This window comes from uncultured Xylophilus sp. (assembly GCA_913776965.1).
Taxonomy (GTDB): Bacteria; Pseudomonadota; Gammaproteobacteria; order Burkholderiales; family Burkholderiaceae_C; genus Xylophilus.
Genome location: CAJYQL010000101.1, coordinates 46,539 through 71,225 on the forward strand (window position 1 = coordinate 46,539; position 24,687 = coordinate 71,225).

Below are 24,687 nucleotides of genomic sequence, written 5' to 3' on the forward strand. Positions count from 1 at the left end.
CGGATCAGAAGGTGAAGCCGAGCCGCAGGTGCAGGCGCAGCTGTTTCGCATCGACGCCGTAGGCCACGTCCGCCTGCAGCGGCCCGACCGGGCTGCGCCAGCGCACGCCCGCACCCACACCGACCTTGGCCTGCAGGTCGCCGATGCGGTCGGCGACCGCGCCGGCATCCAGGAACACCGCGCTTTCGAATTCGGTCATCTCGCCGTTCCAGACGATCGGGCGCTGCCATTCGGCACTCGCCACGCCGAGGTAGCGGCCGGCATACAGCTGGCCGTTGACGGTGCGGGCGCCGATCTGGCGGTAGCTGTAGCCGCGCACCGTGGTGTCCCCGCCGGTCAGGAACAGCAGCGGCGCGGGCACGTCCGCGGTGGCGCGGGTCGCGACGGCGCCGGCTTCGGCCCGCAGCTGCAGGCGGCTGCGGCGCGCCTCGCCGCCGCCGGTCGGCTGCACCGTACCGAGCGGCACGAAGTACAGGCCGCGGGCATAGGTGCGGACGAAGGGCGCCCGCTCATTGGTCAGCGTGTAGCCGGGGCCGGCTTCCAGCGCCAAGCCGTAGCCGCGGGTGGGTGCGGTGTTGTTGTCGAAGTAGCGGCCGGTCCAGCTGTAGTTGACGCTCAGCGCCGAAGCGTTGGGCGGCGCGTCCGGCCCCTGGCTCTTCGCATAGTCGTACTGCAGGTAGTAGCTGCGGTCGATGTGGTCGGTGCCCTTGGCCCGCCCGCCGCGCAGCCGGCCGCTGTTGACCTCGTAGCTGCCGGTGGTCTCGCGCTGCAGTCGCTGCGCGGTGACCCAGCGCCACTGGTTCTCGTCGGGCAAGGAGGTCTGCTCGGAATTCAGCACCTTGGTCTTGCGGTCGAAGGACAGCTTGGACACTGCCCGCCAGCCGATCAGCGGCAGCCGGTTGTGGGTGTGGTCGAGCGACACCCGCGGGCCGCTGTCGGTGCTGAAGCCGATGCCGAAGACCACCTTCTGGAAATTGGCGTCGCGCACCTGCGCGATGACGGGCGCGGCGAGCGGGTTCGGCGCGTCGGGATCGAGCGTCAGGAACACCGAGTCGAAGTACCCGCTGCTCGCCAGCCGCTGCTGCGCCTCCAGCAGCTTGGCCTGGTCGTAGTCGGCGCCGACCGGCAGCCGCGACAGGCGCTGAGCTACCTCGGGCGGATAGCGTTCGGCGCCGCGCACCTGCACCGGCCCGAAGCGGAAGGCCGGCCCCGAGTCGTAGGTGACCGAGAGCTTTGCCCGCTGCGTGTCGGCGTCGACCTCGGCGCGGCTTGCCTTCACGCTGGCGGTGGGAAAGCGGAACGCGGTGATGCGGCGCAGGCCACCCGCCTTGGCACCGTCCCAGGCGTCCTGGGTGAAGCCCAGGCCGGGCCGCAGCGACCAGTTGGACGTCACCTCGCTGCGCTGCGTGGCGGCGCGGGCGTCGTTCTCGATCTCGCCGGCGAAGGCGATGTCGACGTCGGTGATGCGCGTCTGCTCGCCGGGATCGACGGCGAGCAGCACTTCGCGCGGCGCCTTGCCGCTGGCCGGGGTTTCGTTGAGTTCGAGGCTGATGCGCGGCGCGAAGTAGCCGAGCGTGCCGAGCAGTTCGCGTGCATTGGCCTCGGCCGCGCCGAGCAGCCGCGAGAGTTCGCGCGCATCCAGGTCGTCGAGCGTGCGGTAGCGCTGCAGTTCGAGATGCCGGGTGAGGTAGGTGCGGATCTCCGGCGGTGCCTGCACGGTCAGCACGAAGGCATCGCGGCGGTCGGCGCCCTGCGTCTTCTCCGGGTCCTGCCCGGCTTCGGCGCTGCTGAGGATGCGGCTGCCGTCGGCCGGTGCGTCGGCGTCGTCGCTCTTCTTGAAAACGCTACAGCCCTGCAGCGAAAGCGCCGCAACAAAAAGAAACGCCGGCAAGCGAGCCGGCGTTGGGAGGGAGGAGGGTACGGCGTGTCGACTCGATCGCATCCGACCTATTTTGACAGCAGCCGCGTCGCTTCCTCGAGCCCGGCGAGTGTCAAAGGGTACATGCGCTGCGACATCAGCTGCTGCACCAGGCCGATACTCTGCCGGTACTGCCAGACACCCTGCGGTTCCGGGTTGATCCAGGCGTAGTGCGGAAAGGCGTGGGTCAGGCGCTGCAGCCATTCGGCGCCGGCCTCGTCGTTGTTGTATTCGACGCTGCCGCCCGGCTGCAGGATCTCGTAGGGGCTCATCGTCGCGTCGCCGACGAAGACCAGTTTATAGTCCTTGTTGTAGCGGCGGATCACGTCCCAGGTGTCGAACTTCTCGGCGAACCGCCGGCGGTTGTTCTTCCACATGAAGTCGTAGACGCAGTTGTGGAAGTAGAAGAATTCGAGGTGCTTGAATTCGCTCTTCACCGCCGAGAACAGTTCTTCCACGCGGCCGACGTGCTCGTCCATCGATCCGCCGACGTCCATCAGCAGCAGCAGCTTCACGTTGTTGCGCCGTTCGGGGACCATGCGCAGGTCGAGCCAGCCCGCGTTGGCGGCGGTCGAATGGATGGTGTCCTCCAGGTCGAGCTGGTCGGGCGCGCCCTGGCGGGCGAAACGGCGCAGCCTGCGCAGCGCGACCTTGATGTTTCGGCTGCCGAGTTCCTGGCTGTCGTCGTAGTCCTTATACGCCCGCTGGTCCCAGACCTTGACCGCGCTGCGATTCTTTCCGGCACCGCCGATCCGCACGCCCTGCGGGTTGTAGCCGCCATGGCCGAAGGGCGAGGTGCCGCCGGTCCCGATCCACTTGCTGCCGCCCTCGTGCCGGCCCTTCTGCTCGTCGAGCCGCTTCTGCAGCGTCTGCATCAGCTCGTCCCAGTCCATCTTGGCGACGGCCGCGCGCTGCTCGGGCGTGAGCTCGCGTTCCAGGAGCTGCCGCAGCCAGTCGGCAGGGATCTCGCGCGTCGGGTCGGTCACCTGCTGCACGCCGTGGAAATAGGCGCCGAAGGCCTTGTCGAACTTGTCGTAGTGTTTCTCGTCCTTCACCAGCACGGTGCGGGCCAGGTGGTAGAAGTCGTCGATCGTCCAGGCACCGTCGGATTGCGGCCCGACCACGTCGGCCTGCAGCGCCTCGAGCAGCGTCAGGTATTCCTTCACCGAGACCGGCAGCCGGGCGCTGCGCAGGGTGTAGAAGAAGTCGGTCAGCATGGTGGCGATGCTCCTGTCATGTCGGTTTCACTGCCCGCCGCTAGCCTGCGGCTTCCGCAACGCAGGACCGCCGGCATGCCCTACCTGAAGACCGACCGCGCGCTCGCCGCGCTGCAGGACCGCTCCGGCGGACTGCGGCCGGCCGAGCGCCAGCTGCTGATCCTGTGCAACGGCCGGCACGGCGCGGACGATCTGCGGGCGATGTTCGGCCCGTCGGCCGACGCGACGATCGCGCGGCTGGTCGAGGCCGGGTACCTGCAGCAGGCCGCGCCGGCCGCACCGGTGGCGGAGCCGCAAGTCGCGGATCTGGCGCCCGACGTGGGTTCGACCCGCCGGTCGATGGTCGCCGCCAAGATGTACATGGTCGGCATGCTGGAGCTGATCCGCGACCCGCTCGCCGGCGACTGCATCCGTGCGCTGCGCGGTGCCGCAGACGAAGCGGCGCTGCTCGGCGAGCTGATCGCCGCGCTGGCCTTCGTGGCGCGCAAGTCGCCAGACAGTTATGGGGGTAAGGTCGCGGAGCGCCTCGGCGAAATCCTGCCGCTGCCGCACCTGCCGGCCCTGCAGCGCGCACGGGCCGGCCGGTTCGACGACGCGGAGGCGGCGGCCTGACACGTCGCCGCTCCGGTCAGGCGCGGTCGCCGCGGTCCAGCCGGTCGAGCAGCTGGGCGCGGGCCTCCGGCCATTCGCCGGCGCGCAGGCTGTACATGACGGTGTCACGGATGGTGCCGTCGCGGCGCAGCGCATGGCCGCGCAGCACGCCGTCCTTCTTTGCGCCGAGCCGCTCGATCGCCTGCTGCGACGCGTAGTTGAAGTTGTCGGTCCGCCAGCCGACCACCTGGCAGCCGAGCGTGTCGAACGCATGGGCCATCAAGAGCAGCTTGCTGACCTTGTTGACGTGGGTGCGCTGCCAGCGGCGGCCGTAGAAGGTGTAGCCGATCTCCAGCCGCTGCACGGCCGGCAGGATGTCGTGGTAGCTGGTGGTGCCCAGCACGACGCCGGTCGCCTCGTCGGTCACGGCGAAGGGGAAGCGGGAGCCGGCCTCGCGCATCTGCAGCGCGGTCGCGATGTAGGCCTCCACGTCCTGCGGTTCCGGAACCGAGGTCACGCGCAGCCGCCAGAGTTCGCCGTCGGAGGCGGCGGCGCGCAGGCCGTCGGCATGGCCGGCAGCGAGCGGCACCAGCGCAATGCCGCGGGCGGCGAGGGTGACCGGTTCGACGAAGGCCATCAGCGGTTGCGCGCGTTCATCTGCACCAGCTTCTCGAACAGGGTGGTGTCCTGTTCGTTCTTCAGCAGGGCGCCGACCAGCGGCGGCACCGCCACTTTCTGGTCGGGCGACTGCAGCGCGGTGGTGGGGATGTCCTCGGCCACCAGCAGCCGCAGCCAGTCGATCAGTTCGGAAGTGCTCGGCTTCTTCTTCAGGCCGGGCAGGTTGCGCACCTCGTAGAAGGTCTTCATCGCCGCGGCGAGCAGCTCCCGCTTGATCGTCGGGAAATGCACGTCCACGATGCGCTGCATCGTCTCGGGATCGGGGAAGCGGATGTAGTGGAAAAAGCAGCGGCGCAGGAAGGCGTCCGGCAGCTCCTTCTCGTTGTTCGAGGTGATGAAGACCAGCGGGCGGTTCTTCGCGCGGATCACCTCGCGGGTCTCGTAGCAGTAGAACTCCATCCGGTCGAGTTCGCGCAGCAGGTCGTTCGGGAATTCGATATCGGCCTTGTCGATCTCGTCGATCAGCAGCGCCACCGGTTCGTCGGCGGTGAAGGCCTGCCAGAGCACGCCGCGCACGATGTAGTTGTGGATGTCCTTGACCCGCTCGTCGCCGAGCTGGCTGTCGCGCAGGCGGCTCACCGCGTCGTATTCGTAGAGGCCCTGCTGCGCCTTGGTGGTGGACTTGATGTGCCACTGCAGCAGCGGCATCCCGAGCGCCTGGGCGACCTCCTCGGCGAGCATCGTCTTGCCGGTGCCCGGCTCGCCCTTCACGAGCAGCGGCCGCTTCAGCGCCGCCGCGGCGTTGACCGCCAGCATCAGGTCTGGCGTGGCGACGTAGTTCTGGGAGCCTTGGAACTTCATGGGCGGGTCGGGCTGGAGCCGGGACCGGAGGCGTCCCGGAGGTGCTGCGGGGAGCGGGCCGGGACAGACCCGCTGGCTATAATCAAAGGTTGATTCGACGTCTGAACCTCCACCAGATTGTGCTCGCAAAATGAATAAGCTGTTGACCACGATGTACGCCCTGGCCGTCGCTTCCGCGACGACGTTCCTCCCGGCGGCCCACGCGCAGGAGGTCAAGGGCGATGCCAAGGCCGGCGAGAAGAAGATCGCCATGTGCATCGGCTGCCACGGCATCGTCGGCTACCAGGCGAGCTTCCCCGAGGTCTACAAGGTGCCGAAGATATCCGGCCAGAGCGGTAAGTACATCGCCACTTCGCTTGCTGCCTACAAGGCCGGCGACCGCAAGCATCCGACCATGCGCGGCATCGCCGACACGCTGAGCGAGCAGGACATCGCCGACGTGTCCGCCTACTACGAGCAGCACGGCAAGGACGCCGCCAAGACGCTGCCCGACAAGCCCTCGCGCGAGCCGAGCGCCCAGGTCGCCGCCCTGCTGCAGAAGGGCATCTGCGTGTCCTGCCACGGCGCCAACTTCTCCAAGCCGATCGATCCGTCGTACCCGAAGATCGCCGGCCAGAACGCCGACTACCTGTTCGTCGCGCTCAAGTCGTACAAGACCGAGAACAACGCCACCATCGGCCGCTCCAACGGCGTGATGGCCGGTGTGGCCAAGCAGTTCTCCAATGCCGAACTGAAGGCGCTGGCCAACTACATCGGTTCGCTCGACGGCGAGCTGAAGACGGTGCCGGAACCGCGTTTCCGCTGATCGCACGGCAGCTGCCGAAGGCAGCATCGCCACCCCACAAAAAGGCCGCTCCTCGAGCGGCTTTTTTTGTTGGTGTAGCGACAGCCGCCTGCCGGCCGGCTCAGCGCGACATGCCGCGCGCGGCGATCGGCCACAGGTCCGCCACCGTGTCGCCCCGGAAGCAGACCAGCGTGTCGTGCAGGTTGAAGGTCGGGTCGCAATGGCCGGGCACCAGCCGCAGCAGGGTGCCGAGCGCGGGCACGGACGCAGCACCGGCCGCCGGTTCGACGATGCCGTGCTCGTCGCTCGCCTGCCGGTAGACCAGTCCCGCATCCTGCGGCCAGACCGTCGGCAGGCCTGAATCCACGGCGAGCGACTTGAGGCCCGCATCCACCACCGCATGGCGGCCCGACGCGGTGCTCATCACCGTGGCGGCCAGGAACAGCGCATGTTCGAAGGGCAGGGTGGCGCCGCTTTCGTTGTCCGCATAGTCGCGGTCCATGCAGGCATAGGAGCCCACCTGTAGTTCGGTGTAGACGCCGCTCTGCAGGTCGAACTCGGCACTGCCGCTGCCGCCGCCGGTCACGGTGGCGCAGCGGATGCCCGCCTGCTCCAGCGCGCGGCGGATCGTGCCGGCACGGTCGGCTGCCCGCTGCGCTTCTTCCTGCCGGGCGGCATGGCCGCGGATGTGCTGCACGCTGCCCTGGTAGGCCTGCAACCCGCGGAAATCGAGGCCCGGGTGATGTGCCGCCGCGTCCAGCAGCCGTCGGACGGCGTCCGCATCCGCCACGCCGCAGCGGCCCTGCCCGATGTCGATGTCGACGAGCAGGCCGACGGTCGTGCCGGCCCGCGACGCCGCCTTGCCGATCGCCGCGACCTGGGCGCTGTCGTCGACGCAGACGCTCAGCCGCACCCGGCCCGCCAAGTCGGCCGCCAGCGCGGCCTTGAACGCCGACGCCAGCTCGTTGCTGATGTGGATGTCGCCGATGCCGGCCGCGGCGAACGCGATGGCTTCGCTGACCTTCTGGCAGCAGATGCCGACCGCGCCGCGGGCGATCTGGGCGTGGGCGATGGCCGGCGTCTTGTGCGCCTTGCCGTGCGGCCGCAGCGCGATGCCCGCCACGTCGGCGGCCGCCTGCATCCGGTCCAGGTTGCGCTCGAAGGCGTCGAGGTCGAGCAGCAGCGCCGGTGTGTCGACCGATGCCAGCGGCTGTCCGACGACGGCGGGCGGGGGAAGGGGGAAGGAGTGAAGAGGTGTCATGCGGCCGCTATCGTGGCACGACGCGTGGCGCGGCCGCCTGCGCCGCTCAGCGCTCAGCGTTGACAGCAGTGAGCCGCTGCGCCACCGCCCGCACATCGTCCTTGTTCCGTACCGCGGCGAGCAGGCTGGTGTTCGAGGGTGCCAGTGCCGCCACCGCGATCGCTTTTTTCGGGCACAGGCCGAGGCAGCTGGTCTGCACGATGCGCAGGTGCCGGCGGGCTTCGCCGAGCGCGTCGCGAAAATCCTGGCGCAGGTCCTTCGCCTTCACACCGGACGGCCCGCTGTCGCGCTTCTGGCATTTGCCGCAGATCATTACCGCGCCGTCGTAGCGGGTACGTTCAAAGGGCGGGCCGGGCGGAAGGGCGGCGAGGGGCGAGGCAGTGCCGGTCATGGTCGTGGGGTCGGTGAGAGGGATCAGAAACAGTCACCTTAGGCTGCGTCCGGGCGCAGGCCTGTCGGCCAATGCCGCAAACCGGATGGCGAACCGGACGGGCTGTGCGCGGGCCGGCGCGATACTCAACCATCCGCGGCTTTCATTCCATGACCCGACCCACCCGTCACGCGCCTGACCGTTCCCCTTTCGCGTTCGCGCCCTTGGCAGCGTCGCGGCGGGCGGCCCGTCGTGGGCCCCAGTGGGTAGCACTGGCGTGTGCGGCCCTGTCCCTCTGCGCCGCCACGGCGGTCGCCGCCGTGCCGACCTTCGACACCGTGCGCCGCGAATTCCGCCCGTCCGACACCCGCATCCTCGACCGCGACGGTGCGCTGCTGCACCGGCTGCGGACCGACGCGGCCGCCCGCCGCGGCGACTGGACCGGCATCGCCGACGTCTCGCCCGCACTGCGCACGGCGCTGGTGCTGTCGGAGGACCGGCGGTTCTACGAGCACAGCGGCGTGGACTGGCGGGCGGTGTCGGCCGCGGCCTGGGGCAATCTGTGGAACCGGCGCACCCGCGGCGCCTCGACCATCACGATGCAGCTCGCCGGCCTGCTCGACGAGGACCTGCAGCGCGGGGCCGGCGGCCGGGGCGTCGGGCAGAAGATCGGCCAGGCGGTGGTCGCGCAGCAGCTCGAACGCGGCTGGCGCAAGGACCAGATTCTGGAGGCCTACCTGAATCTGGTGCCGTTCCGCGGCGAGATCGTGGGGATCGACGCACTCGCGCGCACGCTGTTCGGCAAGGCGCCGCACGGGCTCGACGCCCGCGAGGCGGCGGTCGCCGCCGCCCTGGTACGGGCGCCCAATGCCGGCGCCGTAGCGGTCACGCGGCGCGCCTGCGAGGCGCTGCGCGCGCAGGACGCCAGCACCCCCGCGGGCTGCGGCGGGCTGGACCTGTTCGTCACCGCGGCGCTGCAGCGGCGCGCCTTCGATCCGAGCGAGGGCATCGCGCCGCACCTGGCGCGGCTCGCGCTGCGCCGTGCCGGCGTGCCGGACGGGGGCACCGTCCGCACCACGCTGTCGGCGCCGCTGCAGCGCTTCGCGGTGCAGGCGCTGCAGCAGCAGTTGCGCGAGCTGCGCGGCCGGCAGGTGGAGGACGGCGCGGTCGTCGTGCTCGACAACGCGAGCGGGGACGTGCTCGCCTGGGTCGGCTCGTCGGGCGCGCTGAGCCGTGCGGCGGAGGTCGACGGCGTGCTGGCGCAGCGCCAGGCCGGCTCGACACTCAAGCCCTTCCTGTATGCCGAGGCGATCGCCGAGCGGCGGCTCACCGCGGCGTCGCTGGTGCTCGACTCGCCGGAGCAGATCGCCACCGCCGGCGGCCTGTACGTGCCGCAGAACTACGACCGGCGCTTCAAGGGCTATGTGTCGGTCCGCACCGCGCTGGCGGCCTCGCTCAACGTGCCGGCGGTGCGCACGCTGGTGATGGTGACGCCCGACGCCTTCTTCGATCAGCTGCGCACCTCCGGCCTGCCGCTGCGGGAGTCGGGCGGCTACTTCGGCTACAGCCTGGCGCTCGGCAGCGCCGAGGTGTCGCTGCTGTCGCTCGCCAACGCCTACCGCACGCTCGCGAACGGCGGCCGGGCCGGCGAGACGCGGCTGCTGGCCGATGCGCCGCCCGCGGCGCCCGCCCGGGCGGCCGTCGATCCGCGCGCGGCTTTCATCGTCGGCGACATCCTGGCCGACCCGAACGCCCGCGCCCGCACCTTCGGCACCGACAGCGTGCTCGCCACCCGGTCATGGGCGGCGGTGAAGACCGGCACCAGCAAGGACATGCGCGACAACTGGGCGGTCGGCTGGTCGGCGCGCTACACCGTCGGTGTCTGGGTCGGCAACGCCTCGGGCGCGCCGATGCAGTCGGTGTCCGGGGTGTCGGGTGCGGCGCCGGTGTGGGCGCAGACGATGCAGTTCCTGCACCGGAGCACCCCCGGCCAGCCGCCGGCGCCGCCCGCCGGGCTGGTGCACACCGCGGTGCGCTTCGGCCCGGGGCTGGAAGCGCCGCGCGAGGAATGGTTTCTCGCCGGCACCGAGCAGCGGTTGTTCGCGGTGCCGGATGCTCCTGATTCGATAGCTGGAAGCGCAGGCGCAGCGGGCGCTGGAGGCCGAAAATCATCGGAAAACGCCGAGATGCTGCGCATCGCCGGCCCGGCCGACGGCACGATCGTGGCGCTCGACCCGGACATCCCGCCGCGCCACCAGCGCCTGCGGTTCGAGGCGGCCGGTGCGGCAGGCGCGGCACAGTGGCGCCTCGACGGCCGGCCGCTCGGCCGCGGCGCGCGGGTCGACTGGCTGCCCTGGCCCGGCCGCCACCGTGTCGAGCTGGTCGATGCCGGCGGGACCGTGCGCGACACGGTGCGCATCGAGGTCCGCGGGGCCGGGGTGCGTGCGGCGGTGGCCCCGGCGGCGCGTCCCTAGAATCGGCGCGTCCCCGCCGCCTTCCGGTCCCCGCCTGCCGCCTTCACCGATGCCGCTGTTCTCGTCCTCCCGCCGCGCGCTGCTGGTGCTGGCCGCCGTGCCCACGCTGGCCATCGGGGCGCTGTTCGCCGCCATCGCCTACGAAAGCCGGCTCGACGTGACCCGCCAGGTGCTACAGGCCGACACCAACCTGGCGAACACGGTCGAAGAGAACATCAGCCGGACGCTCGATTTCTACAACCGCTCCCTGGTCGGACTGGTCGCCGAACTCAACGATCCTGCGACGATGCGGCTGCCCGCCTCGGTGCGCCAGCGCATCCTGTTCGACAAGGCGATCGCAGTCCCGGGGATGGCAACGATGGTGGTGATCGGGCCCGACGGCGCGGTCCGGTTCACCTCCGACTCTGCATCGGCTCCTGCGAATGTCCAGGCCGGCGACCGCGACTATTTCATTCGGCACCGCCAGCATGCCGACCTGGGGTTGGAGATCAGCCAGCCGGTGGTGTCGCGTCTCGACGGCCGCACGGTGGTGGTGCTGTCGCGGCGCGTCACCCGGCCCGACGGCAGTTTCGGCGGCGTGGCGGTCGTGGCGCTAGAGGCGCAGTATTTCAACGGCCTTTTCAATGCGGTCAATCTCGGCGACCAGGGGCGGATCTCGCTGCTGCGCGACGACGGGATTTTGCTGGCCCGCTATCCGATGGACCAGGTCCTGATCGGCCGCTCCCTGCGGGAGACGGCCGTCTTCCAGCGCTACCAGCGGGGCGAGCAGCGGTTCCTGGAGCGGTCCGGCATCGACGGGGTCCCACTGATCTACCTGCTTAAGCCGGTAGAGGGCTATCCGCTGCTCATCTCCGTGGGCCAGTCGGCGGACATGGTCTATGCCGAATGGCGCAGCCGTACCGTCACCCTGGGGCTGGTGACGCTGGGGCTGATGGGCACCTGTCTGGGACTCGCCTGGCTGCTGCTGCGCGAACTCGACGGACGCCAGCGGGTGGCGCAGCAGCTGCGGACCGCCGAGCGCGATCTGCGCACCATCCTCGACAGCCTGCCGTCGATGGTCGCGTATTGGGACCGCAGCCTGCGCATCCGCTTCGCCAACAGTCGGTACATGGAGACCTTCGCCGGCGGCGTGGACGAATCCACGGTCACGCCCGACGGGCTGCGGCGCGGGCAGCGGCTGTTCGGGGCCAACGCGCTGTATTTCGAGCGCGCGCTCGGCGGCGAGCGCCAGTTGTTCGAGACGCCGGTGTCCGACAGCGCCGGCCAGCGCCGGTACATGCTGGTCAGTTTCGTGCCGGACATGGAAGGCGACGAGGTGGCGGGCGTGTTCGTGCAGGCGACCGACATCACCGACCGCAAGGCCGCGGAGGACCGGCTGCTGGAGGAGAAGGAGCGCATCCGCGTGACGCTGGCCTCGATCGGCGACGCGGTCATCAGTACCGATGCCGAGGGCCGCGTCACCTACCTGAACCCGGCGGCCGAACAGATCAGCGGCTGGCCGCCGGCCGAGGCGGTCGGCCGGCCGGTGGTCGAGGTGCTGCCCTTGCACGACGGCGACGATCCGGACCGCATCCGCGACCCGGTGGCCGAAGCCCTGCGCGAGCAGCGTATCGTGGCCCAGGGCAGCACGTCCCGCCTGGTCAACCGGCAGCAGGAGCGCTACGACATCGAGGACACCGCCGCGCCGATCCAGGACCGCCACGGCGCGACGGTCGGCGCGGTGATGGTGCTGCGCGACGTCACGCAGGCGCGTGCGATGGCGCTGCGTATGGCCCATCTGGCGCAATACGACGTGCTGACCGGCCTGCCTAACCGGGTGCTGCTGCTCGACCGGGCGCACCAGGCGATTGCCCGCGGCAGGCGCGAAGGCACCGGTTTCGCGCTGATGTACCTGGACCTCGACGGCTTCAAGCACATCAACGATTCGCTCGGCCACGACGCGGGCGACGCGGTGCTGGTGCAGTTCGCGCACCGCCTGTCGGCGGCGCTGCGCCAGTCCGACACGCTCAGCCGGCAGGGCGGCGACGAGTTCATCGTGCTCGCGCCGATGGTGCCCGACGTCGAGTCCGCCCAGGCACTGGCGGCCAAGCTGGTGGCGCTGGCCAGCCACCCGTTCGAGGTCGACGGCCGCTCGTTGCGGGTGACCACCAGCCTGGGCGTGGCGCTGTTCCCCGAGGACGGGGACACCTACGACCTGCTGGCCCGCCATGCCGACGCCGCGATGTACAGCGCCAAGCGTGCCGGCAAGAACCAGCTGCGCTTCTACACCGGCGACATCGGCCGCCAGGCCGACAGCCGGTTCGCACGCGACCACCTGCCGCCCTGAGCGGGCGGTGCAACGCCATCAGGTTGCGGCTGCACCCGCGCTCAGCCGGGAAACAGCATGCTCGGCGGTGCCGCGGTGTCCTCGCCGCCGGGCTGCGTGGGCCACAGCCGCGCGATGTACCGGCGGCCGGTTACGCCGTTCGAGGCATCCGAGCACAGCCACAGGATGCCGCGCCGCATGACCGAAGCCGGCAGCAGCTGACCGTCGGCGCCCTTGCGATCGACGCCGGGCGGCAGCAGGTCGGTGTCGGCAGCACCCCCGGGCAGGAAGACGTTGACGTCCACGCCGGTGCCGGCCAGGTCTGCCGCCCAGATGCGTGACGCCGCTTCCAGCCCGGCCTTCGACGGGCCGTAGGGCGCGTAGCCGCGCCGCACCATCGTCTGGTCGCTGGTCGAGATATTGACCACCTTCCCGAACCCGCGCGCGACCATGCCAGGCACGGCTGCCCGTGCCATGTAGAACGCCCCGTCGAGGTTGGTGGCGACGATGCTGTGCCATGCCTGCGGGTCCGTCTCCCAAAAGCGGGTCGGCTCGGTGTTGAAGCGCTCGCTGACCAGCCGCATGCCGCGGCCCGCGTTGTTGACCAGCACGTCGAGCCGGCCGAAGCGCGACACGACGTCCGCCACCAGCGTGGCGCACGCTTCCGGCCGGGTGACATCGGCCGTCGCAGTCCACAGCCGGTCCGCCGCCCCTAGCGCTGCCGCTTCATCGGCCAGGGCATCTGCCGCCGGGGAGGCGGTGGAGCCGGTCGCGGCCACGCGGGCACCGGCGGCGAGCAGCGCCAGGGCCATCTCGCGGCCGAGTCCACGCACACCGCCGGTGACCAGCACCACGCGGCCCTGCAGCGAGGTGTCCTGTGTGTCGGGCGTACCCATCGTCAGAAGATGTGGCGGATGCCGATGCCGAAGCTGTCGCCGCGCCGCAGGGCGTTGTAGCGGTCGCTCATCAGCACGGTGTAGAGGTCGGTGCGCCTGGACAGCCGATGGTCGTAGCCCAGGCTGAAGATCTTCCGGTCCCCGTTCAACGCGCCGGACGTCTTGGCCTCGGCGTACGACACCAGCACGGCGCCGGGCGTGCCCACCGGGATGGAGGCGCCGACCTGCGCGATGCGGTCGCGGGTATTGGCCGTGGCGGCCGGTGTGGCTTCCTCCTTCACCCGCGCGTACTGGCCGAAGGCCCGCAGGAAGCCGAAGTTGTAGGCGCCACCCACCAGCGCGACCGATTCCTTGCCGCGGGTGTAGGGTGCTTCGACCTGCTGTACCGCGGCCGCGAGGACCAGCGGCCCGCCGGCGTTGTACGTGATGTTGGCGCCGGTGTTGCCGCCCTGGGCGGTCTCCTTCATCTGGTGCTGGACCATGCCGCCCAGGCCGGCGATGCGCGGGGTTTCGTAGATGACCGAATTGCTCCAGACGCCGTCGCCGCCGGTCTTGCCGATCGGCCCGAACAGCAGCCGCAGGCTCGGCGAGAACCCGGTCGATGCGTTGAACGGATTGGTGCTGACCGCGGCAAGCCACAACGGCGTGTTGTAGCGGCCGAGGATCAGCGCACCGGCCCGCGGGCTCTTCAGCCCGACATAGGAGTTGCGCGAGAAGTAGGGGTCGGTCGCGTTGCGGCCCGGTTCGCCGGTGTCGAGTCGCAGGTGCGATTCCAGCGCGAAGAACGCCTGCAGCCCGCCGCCGAGGTCTTCGGTTCCTTTGAAGCCGAGGTAGCTGGTCGTCATCTTGCCCGAGGCGACCTGCGCGCTGCGCCCGCCGCCGGCGTCGCGGTAGGTGCCGACGCCGAGGTCCAGCACGCCGTAGATCTGGACGCTCGACTGGGCGTGCGCGCCGGCTGCTGCACAGACGGCGAAGCCTGCCAGCAGCAGCGCGGAACGTGGACGGCAGGAGAGGCGAGAAGCTTTCATGGGATACCTCGTGGTGGAAGGAGCGGAGAAAGAAGGGCGCAGGAATGCCCGCCCTGCGCGTTGCGGCGCAGGTGGACGGACAGGTGGGGGTCTGGAAAGAAGGAGGCCGTCAGTAGCGGCACACCACATTGAGCAAGGCCTGTCGGCCTTCCGCGCGCACCGCATGCAGCGCGCGCTGCAGGGCCGCGGGCAGCGCTGCGGGGTCGTCGACCCGTTCGCCGTAGGCACCGTTCGCCTGGGCGATCATCTCGAACGCCGGGGACGGGCTGAGGTCGGCCAGCAAGGTGCAGCTGTTGCCCGCCGACGCGCCGTCCGCGTACATCGACGCAGTGGAATTGCGGACCGCCCCGTACAGCTGGTTGTTGAACACCACCACCAGCACCGGCAGCTGCTGCACGGCCGACACCCAGTGGCAGGCCGTCGGGTTGTCGAACATGTAGGCGCCGTCGCCCAGCGTGACCACGACGGTCGCATCCGGCCGCAGCCGCTTCATGCCGATGGCCGCGCCCAGGCCCCAGCCCAGGCCACCGGCCGGGCTCAGGCCGTAGAACGTGCCGGGCCGGTCGCGCGGGCAGTGCTCCAGCCGCAGCGGGTATTCGTTGACGATCACCGCGTCGGTGCCGACAGCCTCGTGGATGCAGCGGCTGATCCATTCGGGGCGGATGTGGTCCGCGTCGGCGGCCGCGGCATCGCCCTGGGACTGCCAAGTATTGCGCAGTACGTCTCGCCGCGCTGCGAGGCGGTCGCGACGTCGCATGACGGCGGGGCTGTCGTGGACCGCCTGGTCGTCCAGTGCCGTTCGCAGCGCGGCCAGCGCCGGCACCGGGTCTGCCGTGATCGCGAGGTGCGACGGAAAGCCGCGGGTCGGATAGCGGGCGAAGGCCGGGTCGGAGGCGATGTGCACCACCCGGCACCCTTCCGGCGGCGATTCGAGTGCCGGCAGCCACGGCACGTCGCAATCCAGCACGATGACCAGGTCTGCCTCCTGGAGCAGCGGCTTGACCTGGTAGCCGAAATGCATCGGGTGGCTGTGGGGCAGGCACGCGTAGCGTCCGGCCAGCGTCACCACCGGCAGGGCGAAACGCTCGGCAACATCGGCGAGCGCCTCGAACCCTTCGCGGGTGCGGCCCGAGGCCGATGCCACCACCAGCGGCCGGTCGGCCGCTGCCACCCATGCCGCCAGCGACCCGATCGCTTCCGGATGAGGCCAGGGCGCGGCCGCGACCAATTTCGGCGCCACCCGGGCGCGCCCGGCCGGCACCGGCTGGCTCAACACCTCGCGCGGCAATGACAGGTAGGCCGGACCGCGCGGCGACGTCATCATGACCTCCATCGCGCGGGCGACGGTGTCGGCGGTCTCGGATGCCATCCGCAACTCGAAGTCCCACTTCACGAATTCGCGCAGCATGCCGCCCTGGTCGTACATCTCCTGCGCCCAGTGGATCGGCCGGTTGCGCGAGCCGTGCAGGCCGGCCTCGGTGATCGGCGACCGGCCGGCCATGATCAGGATCGGCGCCTGGTCGCGACCGGCGTTGGCCGCCCCGTTGACCGTGTTCGCGGTGCCGACGCTGACATGCACCATCACGGCCTGGGGCCGCCCGCTCGCCAGGTAAGCGCCGTGCGCCATCGCCACGGCCGCGTTCTCGTGCGGCACCACGACCGGCGCAGGTACGCGCACGCCGATCTCGCCCGCTGCCTCGGCCAGCGAATAGGCTTCGACGATCGCCGGAAAGTCGGTGCCGGGATTGCAGAAGAAATACTCGACGCCATGGTCGAACAGGGTCTGCAGCAGCACGGTGGCGGCCAGCACATCGGGCGCCGGCGCATCGGTGGATGTCGGCACGGCGGCCGTGGGGGTGAGCGAGGAATGCATGGAGTTCCTGGGTGGCGCAGCCGTGCGGGCTATTTGTTGGTGATGCCGGCCGCCCGGATCACCTCGGTCAGGCGGGCGGTGTCGTTCTTCAGCAGCGTGCCGAAGGCGGCCGTGCTGCCGCCCACGACGTCGCCGCCCGCCTGCGTGATGACGTTGCGCACCACCGGGTCCTGGAGCGCCTTGTCGAATTCCGCCTGCAGCTTTTCGATGACCGGTGCGGGCGTGCCGGCCGGCGCCATGATTCCGAACCAGCCGGTCAGCGCGTAGTCGGGCAGGTTCAGCGCCTCGGCGACGGTCGGCAGGTCGGGCATCAGCGGCGAACGTTTTGCACCCGTCACCGCAAGCGCGCGCAGCCGGCCGTTCTTGATGAACTGCTGCGCGACCGGCATGTTGACGAACCCCACCTGCAGCACGCCGCCGATGTGGTCGGTCGTGGCCTGCGCGTTGCCCTGGTAGGCCACATGGGTCAGCTGGGTCCCCGTCTTCAAAGCCAGCAGTTCGCCCGAGAGATGACCCGAACTGCCCGCGCCCGGCGTACCGAAGTTGAAGGTGTTGGGTTTGCTCTTCATGAGCGCCACCAGTTCCTTCATGTTCTTCGCAGGAACGCTGGGGTGCACGGTCACGACGTTGGTCATTTCGGCGACCTCGATCACCGGCACCAGGTCCTTCGACGGGCTGTACGACAGCGACGGATAGAGCGCCGGATTGACCGCCAGCGTGAGACCGTTGATCAGCAGCGTGTAGCCGTCGGGCGGCGCCTTGGCGACGAAATCGGTACCGATGTTGGTGCCGGCGCCCGGCTTGTATTCGACCAGCACCGGCTGGCCGAGCGAGTCCTGCATCCGGGTCGCCAGTGCCCGCGCGAAGATGTCGGAGGTACCGCCGGGCGTGGCCGGGACGATGATCCGGACCGGTTTGGTCGGAAACGCCTGGGCGTGTGTCGCGGGGCCATAGGCGAGGCTGCCGGCCGCCAGGGCGAAGAGAGCTGCGTTCCTGAAAAATGTTCTGCGCATGACCACATCCGAAGGTTGTTGAAAAGAGGTTCGACCCCTCCGCTTGAGCACGTCGCGTGCCTGCCGGCACCCAGGCACCTCGACGGATTGCCCCGCAGCCCTGCATCCAGGGCGTCTTGCGCGGGGAGGGCGGCATTGCACGCCGCGCCGGATGCCATGGACACCGTCGCCCCTGCGCACCGCTTTCTTGCCCACTGCACCAAAGCGCCCCGAAAAGCGTCTTGTTGGTGCACTCATTTTCAGCATCTGTATCCAATGCAAACAATTGGGTAAACCCTGATGCGGCTTGCACAGGTTGAATCCGCTATGTAAGCTTTGCGAACACGCGGTTCATACGGCATCGTATTTGGACGATTGTGCACAATAGGGCCGCGGTTTCTTATCTGGGAGATCCATGGAATCACCACACGTTCTGATCGCCGGCGCGGGTCCGGTCGGCCTGGTCAGTGCCCTTACCCTGGCCCAGGCGGGCATCCGCGTGACGCTGTTCGAACGCGCCGCGACGATCGGCGAAGACCTCCGGGCTTCCACCTTCCATCCGCCGACGCTCGACATGCTCTCGCGCTTCGGCGTGACCGACGCGCTGGTGTCGCAGGGCCTCGTCGCGCGCTACACCCAGCAACGCGATCGGCAGCAGGGACTGATCGCCGAGTTCGACATGTCGCTGCTGGAAGGCGAGACCGCCCATCCTTTCCGCTTGCAGTGCGAGCAGTGGAAGCTCAATCGCCTGCTGGTGGCGCAGCTCGTGCAGATGCCGCATGTCGAACTGGTGTTCGGTGCGACGGTGGAAGGCGTCGCGCAGGACGCCGAAGGGGTCGACCTGACGGTGCAGAGCGACGGTGAGACCCGCATCCACCGCGGCGACTACCTGATCGGCGCCGACGGGGCCTGGAGTGCGGTGCGCCGCTCCCTCGGCATCGAGTTCGAGGGATTCACCTATCCCGAACGTTTCCTGGTGGTCTCGACCGATTTCGAGTTCGCCGACCACTTCCCGCGCCTGTCCTATGTGAACTACGTGTCCGATCCGCAGGAGTGGTGCGTGTTGCTGCGGGTGCCCACGCTGTGGCGGGTGCTGTTTCCCACCCCGCCCGAAGAATCCGACGAGGAAGTGATGACCGATGCGTCGATCGAGGCGCGCCTGCAGAAGCTGTGGCCGCGCGAGGTCGCCTACGATATTACGCACCGGACGCTTTACAAGGTCCATCAGCGGGTGGCGCGCCAGTTCCGCGAGGGACGGGTGGTGCTCGCAGGCGATGCGGCACACATCAACAATCCGCTGGGCGGCATGGGCATGAACGGTGGCGTGCACGACGCCTTCAACCTCTCCGACAAGCTCGTCGAGATCCTGACAAGGGGCGCCGATCCTGCCCTGCTCGACCAGTACGAGCGGCAGCGACGCGCGGTGGCGATCGAATACATCAATGCCAATACGCAGCGCAACAAGAAGACGATCGAGGAACGCGACCCGGCCAAGCGGCAGGCGGTGCACGACGAACTGCGCCGGATCGCGTCCGACCCGGCGCTGTCGAAGGACTACCTGCGCAAGACGTCGATGATCGATGCGCTCGAACGCGCCGGATCGATCGCATGAGCCGCGAGGACGTCTACCGTCGCCAGAACATGGGCAACGCTTCGGGCATCGGTGCTCGCTGTGCGCTCGTGCTGGTCGACTTCGTCAACGGCTTCGTCGACGAGAACGCTTTCGGCGGGCCGCACATCGAGGCCGCAGCCCGCGCGACCGAGCCGCTGCTGGCCGCCTTTCGGGAGCGCCGGCTGCCGGTGGCGCACTCGCGCGTGGTGTTCGCGGACGACGGAGCGGACCGCAACGTGTTCTGCCTGAAAGTGCCGCCGCTGCTGACGCTGACCGAGACCAGCCAGGCCTCGCAGATCGTGCCCGGCCTGGTGCCGGTGGCCGGCGAACGGATCGTCCGGAAGACCGTCGCCTCGGCCTTCTTCTCCACCGGCCTGGCCGAATGGCTGCGGATGCAGGGTGCCGACACTGCCGTCGTCGTCGGCTGCACCACCAGCGGCTGCGTGCGCGCCACCGTCGTCGACGCGATGCAGCACAACTTCCGCACCGTGGTGATCGAGGACTGCGTCGGCGACCGTGCGCTCGAACCGCACGAGGCCAACCTGTTCGACATGCGCCAGAAGTACGCCGACGTCATGACCCGCGACGCGTTCCTGTACCAACTTTCCCGGAGCTGACCATGGACCATCTTGGCTTTCGCATGAAGTTCGGGGCCCTCGGGCCTTCGACCAACACCATCGTGCAGCCCGACTTCGACGACATGCGGCCGGTCGGCGTGACCAACCACTACAGTCGCATCGTCATCCCCGACATGCCGGTGAACACCGACGACGACTTCCTGCGTCTGGTCGATGCGATCCAGGCCAACACGCTGGAAGCGGCGCAGGTCCTGAAAAGCATGGAAATGCAGTATCTGGTCATGGGCATGTCCGCCGCCACTTTCTGGGACGGGCGGGCCGGCGCAGAAAAGTACCTGGCGACCATGCACGAGCATGTCGGCGTGGGTGTGTCCTGCGGCAGCTTCGCGACCGAGGCGGCGCTGAACGCCTACGGCGCCAAGCGCATCGCGTTCTTTTCGCCCTATTTTCCGGTCGCGAACGCGCAGGTGAAGCGGTTCTACGAGGACTGCGGCTTCACCGTGGTTCGCGAACTCTGCCTCCAGCGGCCGAGCCCGGTGCAGATCGCTCATACCACCGACGCGATGTGCCGTGACGCGATCCGCGCACTCGACGGCGACGACGTGGACGCCATCGTCCAGGTCGGCACGAACCTGTCGATGGTGCGCTTCGCGGCCGCAGCGGAACTGTTCCTCGACAAGCCGGTGATCGCGATCAACACGGCCACCTACTGGCATGCGCTGCGCGCCTGCGGTATCCAGGATCGCCTGCAGGGCTTCGGCCAGCTGCTGTCGCACCACTGACCATGCGGACCGACACTACCCCCATCCCCGCCGACGACGGCGGCGCCTTGGCCGGTCTTCACCGGCCGCAACGGAGCTTCATCGACGGCACCTTCGTCGCCGCCGGCGCCCAGCACCGGCTGCCGGTGTACGACCCTGCCACGGGCGAACGGACCTGCGATCTGCTCGAGGCCGATGCGGCGGAAGTCGACCGCGCCGTCATGGCAGCGCGCAGGGCTTTCGCGGACGGTCGCTGGTCGACCCTGTCGGTCGAACGCCGCCAGTCCGTGCTGATGGCGGTCCACGACACGTTGGTCGCCCGGCAGGATCGGCTCGCGGAGATCGAGAGCGCGGCGACCGGCATCCCGATCGGCCAGATGCGCGGCTTCTACATCCCCCGCGCGGCCCACAATTTTCGGTTCTTCGCAGAGTTCATCGGCCAGGTCGCCGGGGAGGCGTACACCCAGGAGCCCGGCTACCTGACCACCGTGGTCCGCGAGCCGGTCGGCGTGGCGGCGCTGCTCGGCCCGTGGAACGCGCCGACCACGCTGTGCTCGATGAAGGTCGCCGCCACCATCGCGTTCGGCAACAGCTGCGTCGTGAAGCCGTCGGAGATCGCCGCGGCGGGCATGCAGTTCTTCATGGAGATCCTGCACGAGGCGGGCGTCCCGCCCGGCGTGGTCAACCTGGTCAACGGCCGCGGGCCGGTCACCGGGGTGGCACTGGTCGAGCATCCGCAGGTGGACGTGGTGTCCTTCACCGGCGGCACCACGACCGGCCGCGCGATCCTGGCGTCGGCTGCCCGGGGCCTCAAGGCCACCACGATGGAACTGGGCGGGAAATCGGCCTGCATCGTCTGTGCCGACGCCGACCTGGAGCGCGCACTGGATGCCGCGCTCCTCGGCATCTTCGGCGGCAACGGCCAGCAGTGCCTGGCGGGCTCGCGCATCCTGGTCGAGCGCAGCATTGCCGACCGGTTCATCGGCGATTTCGTGGAGCGGGCGAAACGTCTGCGCATCGGCCTGCCGTCCTCGGCCGACACCGAACTGGGCCCCTTGGTCTCGCAGGCTCACATGGAGCGGGTGCTGGCCTACGTCGACATCGCTCGGGCCGAAGGCGCCGAGGTGCTCACGGGCGGACGGCGCATCGACGCGCTGGGCCCGGGCTACTACGTCGAGCCGGTCGTCGTGCGCGCCCGCGACAACGCACAGCGGGTCTGCCAGGAGGAGATCTTCGGTCCCTTCGCCACCTTCCTCGTGTTCGACAGCTTCGACGAGGCGCTGACCATCGCCAACGACAGCAGCTTCGGTCTGGTGGCCTATGTCTGGACCAGCCACCTCGACAAGGCGCACCGGGCCATGCGCACCCTGCGCACCGGAACCGTCTGGATCAACACGCCGGTGGCCCGGGATCTGCGTTCGGCGTTCGGAGGCTTCCGGGCGTCCGGCATCGGCCGCGAGGGCGGTCGGGGTTGCATGGCGCTGTACACCGAAGAGAAGACCACCATGGTCGCCACCGCGCCGGTGGCGATCCGCAAGATCGGAACCAGCACACGATGACCACGCTGTTCGACAAGATCTGGCACGCGCACCGGGTAGCGCAGGACCCTGCCGGCGACGACCTGCTGTACATCGATCGCCATCTGGTACACGAGGTGTCGAGCCCGCAGGCGTTCGCCGCGCTTGCAGAGGCCGGGCGCAGCATCCGGTCGCCGGCGCGGCACATCGCCGTGCAGGACCACAACGTGCCCACGACGGACGACCGCACCATCCGGATCGCGAACGCAGTAAGCGCGGCGCAGATCGACACGCTGCGCCGCCATGCGCGGGACTTCGGCGTGCGCCTGCTCGACCTGGACGATTCTCGGCAGGGCATCGTGCACGTGGTGGCGCCGGAACAGGGCTACGTGCTGCCGGGCGCGACGGTGGTCTGCGGCGATTCCCACACCGCCACGCTCGGTGCGCTCGGTGCGCTCGCCTGCGGCGTCGGCACGTCGGAAGTCGAGCATGTGATGAGCACCCAGACGCTGTGGATGCGCCGGCCGCGCACCTTGGGCATCGAGATCACCGGCCGGCTGGCACCCGGCGTGTACGCCAAGGACGTCGCGCTGGCAGTGATCCGCACGATCGGGACCGGCGGCGGCGTGGGTCATGCGATCGAGTATCACGGCGACACCGTGGAGTCCCTGTCGGTCGAGGCCCGTCTGACGCTGTGCAACATGACCATCGAGGCCGGTGCGCGGTTCGGCCTCGTGGCGCCGGACGCCACCACCATCGCCTACCTGCGGGACCGGGTCCAGGGCGCCGCGCGCATGCATTTCGATCGCGCAGCCGCCGCCTGGGCCACGCTGCGCACCGACGATCCGGCGGATTACGACCGGCGGGTGGTGCTCGATGCGTCCGCCATCGCACCGATGGTCACCTGGGGCACCACCCCGGCCGACAGCGCACCCCTGGGTGGCCGTGTCGGTGGGGACGCGGGCTCCGACGATGCCGACGAACAGGCGCGTGTCGACGCGGCGCTCGCCTACATGGGCCTGCAGGCGGGCCAGCCGCTCGCATCGGTGCCGATCGACGTTGCGTTCATCGGATCCTGCACCAATGCCCGCATCGAGGACCTGCGTGCTGCGGCACAGGTGGTGCGCGGCCGCCGCGTCGCGTCGGGCGTGCGCGGTCTGGTGGTACCCGGTTCCACCACCGTCAAACGTGCGGCCGAGGCCGAAGGACTGGACCGGGTGTTCCGCGATGCCGGCTTCGAGTGGCGCGAATCGGGATGCTCGATGTGCATCGGCATGAACGGCGACGCCCTGGCGCCCGGCCAGCGCTGCGCATCCACGTCCAACCGCAATTTCGAGAACCGGCAGGGTCCTGGCGGCCGCACCCATCTGATGAGCCCGGCGTCGGTGGCGGCGTCGGCGGTGCTCGGGCGTCTGGCCGCGGCGGCGGAGGTGCCGGCATGAAAAAGGTCGTCTCCCATGTCGCCGGCCCCGCCGCCGTGCTGCGGCGCGACGATATCGATACCGACGCGCTCTTTCCCGCTCGTTTCCTGCGGCTAACCCAGCGCAGCGGCATGGGCCAGTACCTGTTCGCCGACTGGCGTGCCGAAGGCCATCCGGAAGCGGCTTTCATGACGGAGGGCGCGGTCGTGCGGGTACTGGTGGCTGCGCAGAATTTCGGCTGCGGCTCCTCGCGCGAGCAGGCGGTCTGGGCGCTCGCCGACTACGGGGCGCAGGCGATCCTCGCGCTGTCCTACGGCGATATCTTCCGCAACAACTGTGTGAAGAACGATCTCGTGGCTGCGACATTGGCGCCGGTCGAACACGCGGCCTTGCTCCAGGCGCTGACCTCGGAGCGCTCTGCCGAACTGGCCATCGACATCCCTTCGCGTACCGTGCGGACCCGCGGCGGCGCGGTATTTGCGCTGCAGCTGGCCGAGGGGCATGCCGAACGGCTGCTGTCGGCCGAGGACCATATCGCGCGGACCCTGCGCTACGAAGACGCGATCCGCGCCCACGAACAGGCGGTGCAGTCAACCCACCCGTGGCTTGCGTCCATCGGATGATGGACCGCAGCGCCTTCTTATCGGTATTCTGAAAGATTCTTCTTCATGGCCAATCCTCTTCTCCGACAAAAGCTCGAATCCGGCGAGTTCATCGTCGTTCCCGGTGTGCAAGACATGATCGCGACGGTCATGGCCGACAAGGTCGGCTTCGATTTCGTCTATGGCTCCGGCTATTGGTTGACCGCTTCGGCGCTCGGGCTGCCCGATGCGGGCATCGCGACCTATACCGAGATGGTCGACCGCATGCGCACGGTCGTCCGTACCAGCCGTGCGGCCGTCATCGCGGATGCCGATACCGGATACGGCGGGCTGCTCAACGTGCATCACACGGTGCGCGGTTACGAAGCTGCCGGCGTGACCGCGATCCAGATCGAGGACCAGGAGTTTCCGAAGAAGTGCGGCCACACGCCCAACAAGCGCTGCGTACCGGTCGAGGACATGGTCGAGAAGATCAAGGTGGCGGCCGAAGCGCGCGAGGACAAGGAAAATTTCCTCATCATCGCCCGCACCGACGCCCGTGCCGGCCTGGGCGTGGACGAGGCGATGCGCAGGCTCGACGCCTATGCCACGGCGGGCGCCGATATCCTGTTCTTCGAGGCGCCGCAGTCCGAGGAAGAGATGCGCCGTGCATGTGCGGCATTCGACAAGCCCATGCTCGCCAACATGGCCGATGGCGGAAAGACACCGATCCTCCCGGCGTCGGTGTTGCAGGAGATCGGCTATGCGATGGCGATCTTTCCCGCGATGACCAGCCTGGTCGCCGCCGCGGCCATGGAGGCGGCCCTGCGGCACCTGAAGGCCTCGGGCACCAGCCAGGGTGCGGAGGTGCCGATGGCCGATTTTGGCGAATTCTGCGAGCGCATCGGTTTCCGCGAGGTCTGGGACTTCGAGAAGCGCTGGGCCCGCTGACATGCGCACCCGCGCTGCCATCCTGGGCGCCATGGGCGCCGCCTATCCCTACCGCGACAGCCGGCCGCTGCGCATCGA

21 protein-coding genes are annotated in these 24,687 nt (G+C 69.4%); 11 read left to right on the plus strand and 10 right to left on the minus strand.

What is annotated here, in order from left to right:
• Nucleotides 1-4 precede the first annotated feature (4 nt).
• Both QZ500_RS14355 and QZ500_RS14360 read right to left on the minus strand, forming a co-directional pair.
• On the minus strand, nucleotides 5-1,942 hold the full coding sequence (locus QZ500_RS14355) for a BamA/TamA family outer membrane protein (RefSeq protein ID WP_295856085.1): 1,938 nt from the start codon (nucleotides 1,940-1,942) through the stop codon (nucleotides 5-7).
• A gap of 5 nt (nucleotides 1,943-1,947) precedes the next feature.
• Nucleotides 1,948-3,135, minus strand: a complete 1,188-nt coding sequence (locus QZ500_RS14360; RefSeq protein ID WP_295856086.1) for a VWA domain-containing protein — start codon at nucleotides 3,133-3,135, stop codon at nucleotides 1,948-1,950.
• 75 nt (nucleotides 3,136-3,210) lie between these two features.
• Here QZ500_RS14360 and QZ500_RS14365 point away from each other — a divergent pair, with 75 nt between their 5' ends.
• Entirely contained in the window at nucleotides 3,211-3,747 is a 537-nt protein-coding gene (locus QZ500_RS14365) for a hypothetical protein (RefSeq protein ID WP_295856087.1), read from the plus strand.
• A 16-nt stretch (nucleotides 3,748-3,763) separates the two neighbouring features.
• On the opposite strand, the gene QZ500_RS14370 is transcribed toward QZ500_RS14365, so the two are convergent.
• A complete protein-coding gene (locus tag QZ500_RS14370) occupies nucleotides 3,764-4,363 on the minus strand; it encodes a GNAT family N-acetyltransferase (protein WP_295856088.1) in 600 nt (199 codons plus the stop codon).
• On the minus strand, nucleotides 4,363-5,205 hold the full coding sequence (locus QZ500_RS14375; protein ID WP_295856089.1) for a MoxR family ATPase: 843 nt from the start codon (nucleotides 5,203-5,205) through the stop codon (nucleotides 4,363-4,365). Before QZ500_RS14375 ends, QZ500_RS14370 begins: the two co-directional genes overlap by 1 nt.
• Nucleotides 5,206-5,335: 130 nt before the next feature.
• Here QZ500_RS14375 and QZ500_RS14380 point away from each other — a divergent pair, with 130 nt between their 5' ends.
• Nucleotides 5,336-6,010, plus strand: a complete 675-nt coding sequence (locus QZ500_RS14380) for a c-type cytochrome (RefSeq protein ID WP_295856090.1) — start codon at nucleotides 5,336-5,338, stop codon at nucleotides 6,008-6,010.
• Nucleotides 6,011-6,110: 100 nt separating this feature from the next.
• On the opposite strand, the gene QZ500_RS14385 is transcribed toward QZ500_RS14380, so the two are convergent.
• The gene (locus QZ500_RS14385) at nucleotides 6,111-7,250 is read right to left on the minus strand and encodes a DSD1 family PLP-dependent enzyme (protein WP_295856091.1); all 1,140 of its coding nucleotides are present in this window, start codon (nucleotides 7,248-7,250) and stop codon (nucleotides 6,111-6,113) included.
• A gap of 46 nt (nucleotides 7,251-7,296) precedes the next feature.
• A complete protein-coding gene (locus QZ500_RS14390) occupies nucleotides 7,297-7,641 on the minus strand; it encodes a hypothetical protein (protein WP_295856092.1) in 345 nt (114 codons plus the stop codon).
• A gap of 251 nt (nucleotides 7,642-7,892) precedes the next feature.
• On the opposite strand from QZ500_RS14390, the gene pbpC reads away from it, so the two are divergent.
• Nucleotides 7,893-10,094, plus strand: coding sequence for a penicillin-binding protein 1C (gene pbpC / locus QZ500_RS14395; RefSeq protein ID WP_295856104.1), 2,202 nt, complete (start codon nucleotides 7,893-7,895; stop codon nucleotides 10,092-10,094).
• Between the two features lie 49 nt (nucleotides 10,095-10,143).
• Nucleotides 10,144-12,420 (plus strand): diguanylate cyclase, encoded by a 2,277-nt coding sequence (locus tag QZ500_RS14400; RefSeq protein ID WP_295856093.1) that lies wholly within the window; start codon nucleotides 10,144-10,146, stop codon nucleotides 12,418-12,420.
• Nucleotides 12,421-12,461: 41 nt separating this feature from the next.
• Here the strand turns inward: QZ500_RS14400 and QZ500_RS14405 are convergent, their stop codons facing one another.
• From QZ500_RS14405 to QZ500_RS14420, 4 genes are all read right to left on the minus strand, one after another.
• Nucleotides 12,462-13,295 carry an SDR family NAD(P)-dependent oxidoreductase gene (locus QZ500_RS14405; RefSeq protein WP_295856094.1) on the minus strand — a complete coding sequence of 278 codons (834 nt, stop codon included), beginning with the start codon at nucleotides 13,293-13,295 and terminating at the stop codon, nucleotides 12,462-12,464.
• A gap of 2 nt (nucleotides 13,296-13,297) precedes the next feature.
• The gene (locus tag QZ500_RS14410; RefSeq protein ID WP_295856095.1) at nucleotides 13,298-14,323 is read right to left on the minus strand and encodes a porin; all 1,026 of its coding nucleotides are present in this window, start codon (nucleotides 14,321-14,323) and stop codon (nucleotides 13,298-13,300) included.
• Nucleotides 14,324-14,432: 109 nt separating this feature from the next.
• The gene (locus QZ500_RS14415) at nucleotides 14,433-16,196 is read right to left on the minus strand and encodes a thiamine pyrophosphate-requiring protein (protein WP_295856096.1); all 1,764 of its coding nucleotides are present in this window, start codon (nucleotides 16,194-16,196) and stop codon (nucleotides 14,433-14,435) included.
• 29 nt (nucleotides 16,197-16,225) lie between these two features.
• Nucleotides 16,226-17,209, minus strand: coding sequence for a tripartite tricarboxylate transporter substrate binding protein (locus QZ500_RS14420; RefSeq protein WP_295856097.1), 984 nt, complete (start codon nucleotides 17,207-17,209; stop codon nucleotides 16,226-16,228).
• A gap of 394 nt (nucleotides 17,210-17,603) precedes the next feature.
• Here QZ500_RS14420 and QZ500_RS14425 point away from each other — a divergent pair, with 394 nt between their 5' ends.
• The 7 genes from QZ500_RS14425 to QZ500_RS14455 are packed head-to-tail and all read left to right on the plus strand — an operon-like array spanning nucleotide 17,604 to nucleotide 24,609.
• Entirely contained in the window at nucleotides 17,604-18,800 is a 1,197-nt protein-coding gene (locus tag QZ500_RS14425; protein ID WP_295856098.1) for an NAD(P)/FAD-dependent oxidoreductase, read from the plus strand.
• A gap of 29 nt (nucleotides 18,801-18,829) precedes the next feature.
• Nucleotides 18,830-19,417: an isochorismatase family protein gene (locus QZ500_RS14430; RefSeq protein WP_295856105.1), complete on the plus strand. Its 588-nt coding sequence runs from the start codon at nucleotides 18,830-18,832 to the stop codon at nucleotides 19,415-19,417.
• A gap of 2 nt (nucleotides 19,418-19,419) precedes the next feature.
• Complete coding sequence (locus tag QZ500_RS14435; RefSeq protein WP_295856099.1) at nucleotides 19,420-20,160, plus strand: hypothetical protein; 741 nt, start codon at nucleotides 19,420-19,422, stop codon at nucleotides 20,158-20,160.
• 2 nt (nucleotides 20,161-20,162) lie between these two features.
• Nucleotides 20,163-21,698, plus strand: coding sequence for an aldehyde dehydrogenase (locus QZ500_RS14440; RefSeq protein WP_295856100.1), 1,536 nt, complete (start codon nucleotides 20,163-20,165; stop codon nucleotides 21,696-21,698).
• Nucleotides 21,695-23,098, plus strand: a complete 1,404-nt coding sequence (gene leuC, locus QZ500_RS14445; RefSeq protein ID WP_295856101.1) for a 3-isopropylmalate dehydratase large subunit — start codon at nucleotides 21,695-21,697, stop codon at nucleotides 23,096-23,098. Before QZ500_RS14440 ends, leuC begins: the two co-directional genes overlap by 4 nt.
• Nucleotides 23,095-23,700 (plus strand): 3-isopropylmalate dehydratase small subunit, encoded by a 606-nt coding sequence (gene leuD, locus QZ500_RS14450; protein ID WP_295856102.1) that lies wholly within the window; start codon nucleotides 23,095-23,097, stop codon nucleotides 23,698-23,700. Before leuC ends, leuD begins: the two co-directional genes overlap by 4 nt.
• Before the next feature lie 45 nt (nucleotides 23,701-23,745).
• A complete protein-coding gene (locus tag QZ500_RS14455) occupies nucleotides 23,746-24,609 on the plus strand; it encodes an isocitrate lyase/PEP mutase family protein (RefSeq protein ID WP_295856103.1) in 864 nt (287 codons plus the stop codon).
• Nucleotides 24,610-24,687: the final 78 nt, after the last annotated feature.

Bases quoted from the DNA above. Each gene is read 5' to 3' on its own strand.
- QZ500_RS14355 (WP_295856085.1), bottom strand. From the start codon at position 1,942: ATGCGATCGAGTCGACACGCCGTACCCTCCTCCCTCCCAACGCCGGCT.
- QZ500_RS14360 (WP_295856086.1), bottom strand. From the start codon at position 3,135: ATGCTGACCGACTTCTTCTACACCCTGCGCAGCGCCCGGCTGCCGGTC.
- QZ500_RS14365 (WP_295856087.1), top strand. From the start codon at position 3,211: ATGCCCTACCTGAAGACCGACCGCGCGCTCGCCGCGCTGCAGGACCGC.
- QZ500_RS14370 (WP_295856088.1), bottom strand. From the start codon at position 4,363: ATGGCCTTCGTCGAACCGGTCACCCTCGCCGCCCGCGGCATTGCGCTG.
- QZ500_RS14375 (WP_295856089.1), bottom strand. From the start codon at position 5,205: ATGAAGTTCCAAGGCTCCCAGAACTACGTCGCCACGCCAGACCTGATG.
- QZ500_RS14380 (WP_295856090.1), top strand. From the start codon at position 5,336: ATGAATAAGCTGTTGACCACGATGTACGCCCTGGCCGTCGCTTCCGCG.
- QZ500_RS14385 (WP_295856091.1), bottom strand. From the start codon at position 7,250: ATGACACCTCTTCACTCCTTCCCCCTTCCCCCGCCCGCCGTCGTCGGA.
- QZ500_RS14390 (WP_295856092.1), bottom strand. From the start codon at position 7,641: ATGACCGGCACTGCCTCGCCCCTCGCCGCCCTTCCGCCCGGCCCGCCC.
- QZ500_RS14400 (WP_295856093.1), top strand. From the start codon at position 10,144: ATGCCGCTGTTCTCGTCCTCCCGCCGCGCGCTGCTGGTGCTGGCCGCC.
- QZ500_RS14405 (WP_295856094.1), bottom strand. From the start codon at position 13,295: ATGGGTACGCCCGACACACAGGACACCTCGCTGCAGGGCCGCGTGGTG.
- QZ500_RS14410 (WP_295856095.1), bottom strand. From the start codon at position 14,323: ATGAAAGCTTCTCGCCTCTCCTGCCGTCCACGTTCCGCGCTGCTGCTG.
- QZ500_RS14415 (WP_295856096.1), bottom strand. From the start codon at position 16,196: ATGCATTCCTCGCTCACCCCCACGGCCGCCGTGCCGACATCCACCGAT.
- QZ500_RS14420 (WP_295856097.1), bottom strand. From the start codon at position 17,209: ATGCGCAGAACATTTTTCAGGAACGCAGCTCTCTTCGCCCTGGCGGCC.
- QZ500_RS14425 (WP_295856098.1), top strand. From the start codon at position 17,604: ATGGAATCACCACACGTTCTGATCGCCGGCGCGGGTCCGGTCGGCCTG.
- QZ500_RS14430 (WP_295856105.1), top strand. From the start codon at position 18,830: ATGGGCAACGCTTCGGGCATCGGTGCTCGCTGTGCGCTCGTGCTGGTC.
- QZ500_RS14435 (WP_295856099.1), top strand. From the start codon at position 19,420: ATGGACCATCTTGGCTTTCGCATGAAGTTCGGGGCCCTCGGGCCTTCG.
- QZ500_RS14440 (WP_295856100.1), top strand. From the start codon at position 20,163: ATGCGGACCGACACTACCCCCATCCCCGCCGACGACGGCGGCGCCTTG.
- leuC (WP_295856101.1), top strand. From the start codon at position 21,695: ATGACCACGCTGTTCGACAAGATCTGGCACGCGCACCGGGTAGCGCAG.
- leuD (WP_295856102.1), top strand. From the start codon at position 23,095: ATGAAAAAGGTCGTCTCCCATGTCGCCGGCCCCGCCGCCGTGCTGCGG.
- QZ500_RS14455 (WP_295856103.1), top strand. From the start codon at position 23,746: ATGGCCAATCCTCTTCTCCGACAAAAGCTCGAATCCGGCGAGTTCATC.